Raw genomic sequence first — 6,422 nt, forward strand, 5'->3', positions numbered from 1 at the left:
ATGACATTCAAAATAGAACAAATACATCATGTTGCGTATCGCTGCCACGATGCCAAAGAGACAGTGGACTGGTACAAGAAAAACCTTCACATGAACTTCACTCTTGCCTTTGCCGAGAACCATGTACCTTCAACCAAAGAACCTGATCCTTACATGCACATTTTCTTAGATGCAGGTAATGGCAACGTACTAGCTTTTTTTGAGTTACCTACCAAACCTAAAATGGGCAGTGATAAAAATACCCCAGCATGGGTTCAGCATATTGCCCTCCGTGTTAAAGACCGTGACACACTCGAAGTGGCGAAAGCACATTTAGAAGAGAATGGCGTTGATGTACTTGGTATTGTCAACCACGGTCTGTTTCATTCGATTTACTTTTTTGATCCAAATGGTCATCGCATTGAATTGGCTTATGATGATCCTGCTGCTGCCGAAAAAATTGCTCGAATTACAGAAGAAATGAAGCACGATATGCTTAACGAGTGGACAAAAACTAAGCGTGCACCTGAGCACACTAAGTTTCTACACGCCGAAGAGTTGAAAGCTAAAGAAACAAATTAAGTAGCAAAAAAAGAGCGAATTAAATAATAAAAATAACAGGAGATCGATCTGATGAAAAACTCTGCACAATCACATTGTCCTTTTCATGCTTCAAATAAGCGTAACGAAGAGGCAACGGAATTTGATATGTTTGGAGCGGAGTATCAACATTGTCCTGCGAGTTCTCTACAGTCATTTCGTGAAGAAAAGCCGATCTTCTTTTCGGAAAAAATGAACTATTGGGTAGTAACCCGTTATGCAGACATTCGTGAGATATTTCGTGATCCTGTTGTTTTTTCGGCTCGCAATGTATTAGAAAAATTTACCCCAGATACGCCAGAAACCGCAGAGATCTTACGCTCTTATAACTACGGTATGAATCGCACTTTGGTCAATGAGGACGAGCCGATTCACATGGAACGCCGCCGCGAGTTACTTGATGCTTTTGAAGCCGACAAACTTGAAGGGCTGCGCGAGCTCACCAGAACGTTAGTGACTCAAAAGGTGGATGAATTTATAGGTTTGGGCAAAGTAGACCTCATGGCCACGCTATTGTGGGATATACCTGTCATCGTTGCGCTTAAATTTTTGGGCGTGCCTGATGATGATATTTCGGTCTTACAACAGTATGGCGTAGCGCACAAGGTCAATACTTGGGGTCGCCCTTCACCCGAAGAACAGCAGCATGTGGCCACTAATGTGGGCAAATTTTGGCATTATTCAGGTGACGTGCTAGAACGCATGAAACGCAATACAGACGGCCAAAGTGGCTGGATGTATGACATGATCCGCAAAAATCAAACTAACCCTCGTGTTGTCACAGACAACTACCTGCATTCTATGATGATGGCTATTTTGGTTGCCGCCCACGAAACAACGGCTACTGCCACGGCGAACGCCATAAAGCATCTTTTGTCTAAGCCCAAACTTTGGCAAAAATTACATCATCAGCCAGAGCTTATTCCTGCTGCAGTGGAAGAATGCCTACGCTACGCCGGTCCGATTGTGTCTTGGCGGCGTGAGGCCACACAAAACGTACAAATAAACGGCGTCAATATTGCCAAAGGTGACAAACTGTTTCTTGTGATGGCTGCAGCGAACCGAGACCCAGAACAGTTTGAGAACCCTGAAGAACTTGATATCTTGCGCGATAACGCCAGTGAGCACTTATCTTTTGGTTACGGTGCTCACCAGTGTCTTGGGCGCAATATCGGTCGTCTGGAAATGTGCGCTTTTATCGAAGAGTTGACTCGTCGCATCCCGGATATGACGCTTTCAAAGCAGACCTTTACCGCCACTCCCAATACCTCGTTTCATGGGCCTGAAGCACTGTGGGTTGAATGGAACCCAGAAGCAATCAAAGGCACCGAAACAGCTAGTGTTTTTGCAATTGGCAACCCAGACAAGCGCACCATAGTTCGCCAGGCTAAAGTTGTGGCAATTCATACGGTTGCCACCGACATTAAAGAAATTGTCTTAGCGTCAGAAGACGACACCTTGGCGTTTCCTCATTGGACCCCAGGGGCGCACATTGAGCTTCATCTGCCGAACGGCTTAAATCGCAAATACTCCTTGTGCCCAAGTGTTAATACTGCGAATTATTCTATTATGGTCAAGCAAGAGCCTGAAGGAAAAGGTGGCTCAATGTGGATTCATCAAAACCTTAAATTGGGGGATAAACTGCCCATTCAAGGCCCCAAAAACTTCTTTCCATTACAGTCTCACGCCCAGCCTGTTTTATTGATCGCAGGGGGTATAGGAATCACCCCCATGTTGTCCATGGCTGAACAACTCACACGCGAAAACAAAGCTTTTAGGCTGCTGTACTGTGGTCGTACACGAGACAGCATGGTGCAAAACCACCAGTTGAAAAAGTATGAGCAAAACATTGAGCTATTTATTTCTAGCGAAGGAAAGCGTCTAAATTTAGACGCTGAACTCAAAACAAGCCCACCAGGGACGCCTATTTATACCTGTGGCCCCGAGGGCTTGATCCATGAAATCCAAGTTTTAGCTGAACGGTATCACCATATACTGAGTTCTGAACTTTTCACCTCACAAAGCAATACCTTAAACCCCGAAAAAGAACATGCGTTTGATGTTGAGTTGGTTGATACCGGAAAAACCTACCATGTCCCAAGAGACAAAACACTCTTGGAAGTTATGTTAGATAACAATGTTGACGTACCCAACGATTGTGCAGAAGGACTTTGTGGAAGCTGTGAAGTAATCGTTCTAGGAGGAGGTGAAATAAATCATCGAGACCACGTTCTTAGCGTAAAAGAAAGGCAAAGCAATAAAAGAATGATGACTTGTTGCTCCAGAGCATCAGGAAAAATAACCATAAAACTATAAACCCAATAACAATAAAATAGGAAGAAAGCCAATATGTTTAAAAATATGCGATCTATTGTATTAGCTAGTACCGTTTTAGCGGGATTCAGTACATATACTTCAGCGCAGACCGTGCTTAATGTCAGCACATGGCTACCGCCGACACACGCCCAAAATGCTGTGGTGTGGCCAACATGGGGTAAATGGGTAGAGGAGGCCACTGAGGGGCGTGTCACGGTTAACATCGAATACAGCTCGAACAATCCAGCTCAGCTTTTTGACATAGTTGAAGACGGTGTATCAGATGCTGCATTCAGTTTTCATGGTTTCATTCCAGGGCGCTTTAAATTACAAGAAATCGTAGAGCTACCAGGACTTGGCGTGAACGCTGAAGCAGCCTCAGCTGCTCACTGGCGTACTTATGAAAAATACCTTAAAAAAGCCAACGAACACGATGGTTTAGAGCTGATTGGCCTGTTTACTCACGGTACAGGAGTAATGCAAACACGCTTCCCTGTTACCAGTCTTGATGACTTGAAAGGTAAAAAAATTCGCATTGGCGGTGGCATTCAAGCCGAGATTGGCAGTCGATTGGAAGTGATCCCTGTGGCTGCGCCTGGAAATAAGGTCTATGAACTCATGCAAACAGGCGTAGTAGATGGTGTGTTTATGCCTATGACCGAACAGCAAGCCCAACGGTTGTATGAAGTTGCACCTTACGTTACGGCACTGCCAACTGGAATGTACATGGGCAGTTTTGTAATGTTTATTAGTCCTGACTTCATGGATTCTTTGAGTGAAAAAGACGCCAACGCTATTCGTAGTGTCTCGGGAGAGCGTTTGTCAATTATGGCAGGGGCAGCATGGGACAAGGCTGATATTGCGGCTAAAAAGTATGCCGAAGAGAAAGGCGGCACAGTCGTTGTGTTGGACAAAAATGATCCTATCACGTTGTCTTATACAGAAAAAACATCCGGTTTAGATGAGAATTGGCTGGCATCAGTCAAGGATAAAAATGTGGATGCAAGAGCGGCATTAAAAATGTTGAGAGCAGAAGCTCAAGCGTATGCCAAAGAGCAACAAAAAGACGCTGGAGCGCGCTAGTATGTCGTTTATCTCATGGTTGGACGCAAACTATGAGGAGAGAGGGCCAATGAAATGGTTGGCCTTCTTCTTTGAACTAATAGCAGCCAGTACGCTATTTGCTCTTATGGTCCTCACTTGTTTTGATGTTGTTGGTCGCTACTTCTTCAGTCAACCTATTCTTGGAACAACTGAATTGACAGAAATTGGCTTAGCTATTGTTATTTTCTCAGTGATGCCAGTTGTCACATGGCGTGGTGCACACATTGTTGTTGATTTGATTGATATATTTGTGAAGCATTCTGTTTTACGCCTACTTTCTTTGCTGTCTAGTGCTGTTATTGCCTCATCTCTTTATTTTGTTTCTTTTCGAATTTGGGATTTGGGAGCGCGAATGATAAGGCGCAATATTACTACAGACTTTTTGTATCTAGAGGTGGGCTTTTTTGTTCAATACATTGCCATATTAAGCTGGATTACAGGCATCAGTGCTCTTCTATATTTTGTTTTATCAGCCCGTAAATCATCCCCTCTAGGAGAAGTAAAATGACATTAGTATTAGTTGGCTTCGCTATCCTTTTGATAATGATCATGCTGTTTCGAATCCCTATTGCCTTTGCAATGGGGATAGTAGGCTTCTTTGGTTTTGCTATTCTAAATGGTCTTACGTGGGACAATATCGACAGTTTCCGATGGAAAATCCCCCTTTCTATGGCTTCTAATCGCATTATTGATACCGCAAAGGATTATGGGCTTTCTATTATTCCTTTATTTATCTTAATGGGTAACTTAATAACTCGATCTGGGCTATCAAAAGAGTTGTATGAAGCTTCTTATGCTTTTTTGTGTCATAGGAAAGGTGGTGTTGCGATGGCGACCATCGCAGCATGTGGTGGCTTCTCTGCAGTAAGTGGGTCAAGCCTCGCCACTGCGGCCACAATGGCAAAAGTAGCCATGCCCCCTATGAGAAAGTATGGCTACAGTGATGCCTTAGCGACCGCTTCCATTGCTGCAGGTGGCACATTGGGTATTTTGATTCCCCCTAGTGTCATGCTAATTGTTTATGGTTTGTTAACTGAAACCAGTATTCGTGAGCTGTTTGCCGCAGGCCTAATTCCTGGGATTTTAGGCATCGTATTGTACCTTGGTGCAGTAAAATACACAGTTTGGAGAAATCCAGACGCCGGCCCAAGTGCTGAGCGGATGAGTTGGTCTGAAAGATTGCGAGCCCTAAAAGGCGTACGAGACATATTAGGCTTGTTTGTGTTGGTGATGGGAGGTATTTATTTGGGTATCTTCACTCCAACAGAAGCGGCGGGTATTGGTGCAGGCGGGGCGTTTATCATTGCGTTATTTCGTCGTAGTTTGAGCTTATCGTCTCTTTTCAAAACACTGGCTGACAGTGCACGAACTTCTGCTACCTTATTCGTTATTGTTATTGGTGCGCTGATCTTTTCTGATTTTATTAACCGCGCTGGGCTACCAAGCATGATGGTTGATTTTGTATCGTCCCTAGATGTAGCACCAATCATGGTTATTTTTGTAATTCTAATGATTTACATCATTCTTGGCATGGTATTAGAGAGCTTTTCGATGCTTTTGTTAACCATTCCTGTTTTTTTCCCAATTGTGGTAGATCTTGGTTATAGCCTAGTATGGTTTGGTATCGTGGCGGTAATAGTGGTTGAAATTAGTCTAATCACGCCACCGGTTGGTATGAACGTCTTTGTACTTAGCGGCATCATCAAAGACGTTCGCACTGGTACCATTTTCAAAGGCGTGTTGCCTTTTTGGACCGCCGATCTTATACGCTTGTTCCTTATAGTGGTCATTGCGCCACTATCCTTGTGGTTACCTAGCTTAATTTATGATTAAACTGATATAACCCCCCATGATAATATTGAAATATAATATTAATTAATCCAAAAAAATCTAATAATCGTCACTGAATAATGGCGTTTCAAATATGAAACGCCATACTATTTTTAGGCCTTTGTATCAGAAAGGTTTTTAGCCTTACTCGCTCTAAAAAAAGATCCCAAATATAGAGCAATTGAAGTACTTTTTCCTATTGTCAAGCGTGATTAGCTGTCCTCTTTTTCCTACCAATAGGCATCGAACTTTTTCCCAGCACCAGTAGCGCAGCACTTTCTGCTAACGCTTTCTCCTTTCGTCTGATCTCACGCTCTAGTTCTTTAATGCGTTTTTTGGCTGATTGTTGCTCTGCCGTGAGCTTAGTGTTTCTTGTCGCTTTCACCGTGTTGCCAGCAATACAAGCTTGCTTCCATTGCTTTACTTGCTCAGGGTACAACCCTTTTTCTCGGCAATACTGATTCAGATCCGCTGCAGACAAGGCAGCAGTTTCAAGTACGACAGCAAATTTTTCTTCATTTGACCACTTATCTGATGAACTCACTTTTGACTCGCTAAATCCTGATGTGTTGAATTGCTTTTGCCAACTATAC

5 protein-coding genes and 1 pseudogene are annotated in these 6,422 nt (G+C 43.4%); 5 read left to right on the forward strand and 1 reads right to left on the reverse strand.

Annotation, left to right across the window (positions count from 1 at the left end; all coding sequences use genetic code 11):
- The 5 genes from DFP77_RS13975 to DFP77_RS13995 are packed head-to-tail and all read left to right on the forward strand — an operon-like array spanning nt 1 to nt 5,832.
- Entirely contained in the window at nt 1-561 is a 561-nt protein-coding gene (locus DFP77_RS13975) for a VOC family protein (protein WP_114412838.1), read from the forward strand.
- A gap of 51 nt (nt 562-612) precedes the next feature.
- Complete coding sequence (locus tag DFP77_RS13980) at nt 613-2,895, forward strand: cytochrome P450/oxidoreductase (RefSeq protein WP_114412839.1); 2,283 nt, start codon at nt 613-615, stop codon at nt 2,893-2,895.
- Nucleotides 2,896-2,928: 33 nt separating this feature from the next.
- Nucleotides 2,929-3,978 (forward strand): TRAP transporter substrate-binding protein, encoded by a 1,050-nt coding sequence (locus tag DFP77_RS13985; protein ID WP_114412840.1) that lies wholly within the window; start codon nt 2,929-2,931, stop codon nt 3,976-3,978.
- Nucleotide 3,979: 1 nt separating this feature from the next.
- Nucleotides 3,980-4,507 (forward strand): TRAP transporter small permease, encoded by a 528-nt coding sequence (locus DFP77_RS13990; protein ID WP_114412841.1) that lies wholly within the window; start codon nt 3,980-3,982, stop codon nt 4,505-4,507.
- Nucleotides 4,504-5,832, forward strand: coding sequence for a TRAP transporter large permease (locus DFP77_RS13995; RefSeq protein WP_114412842.1), 1,329 nt, complete (start codon nt 4,504-4,506; stop codon nt 5,830-5,832). The genes DFP77_RS13990 and DFP77_RS13995 overlap by 4 nt, the downstream gene beginning before the upstream one ends.
- A 183-nt stretch (nt 5,833-6,015) precedes the next feature.
- On the opposite strand, the pseudogene DFP77_RS14000 reads toward DFP77_RS13995, so the two are convergent.
- Nucleotides 6,016-6,422: pseudogene (locus DFP77_RS14000) on the reverse strand (IS3 family transposase); the annotation flags it as partial.

This window comes from Marinomonas foliarum, assembly GCF_003337275.1.
Classification (GTDB): Bacteria; Pseudomonadota; Gammaproteobacteria; order Pseudomonadales; family Marinomonadaceae; genus Marinomonas; species Marinomonas foliarum.

Bases quoted from the DNA above. Each gene is read 5' to 3' on its own strand.
- DFP77_RS13980 (WP_114412839.1), top strand. From the start codon at position 613: ATGAAAAACTCTGCACAATCACATTGTCCTTTTCATGCTTCAAATAAG.
- DFP77_RS13975 (WP_114412838.1), top strand. From the start codon at position 1: ATGACATTCAAAATAGAACAAATACATCATGTTGCGTATCGCTGCCAC.
- DFP77_RS13990 (WP_114412841.1), top strand. From the start codon at position 3,980: ATGTCGTTTATCTCATGGTTGGACGCAAACTATGAGGAGAGAGGGCCA.
- DFP77_RS13985 (WP_114412840.1), top strand. From the start codon at position 2,929: ATGTTTAAAAATATGCGATCTATTGTATTAGCTAGTACCGTTTTAGCG.
- DFP77_RS13995 (WP_114412842.1), top strand. From the start codon at position 4,504: ATGACATTAGTATTAGTTGGCTTCGCTATCCTTTTGATAATGATCATG.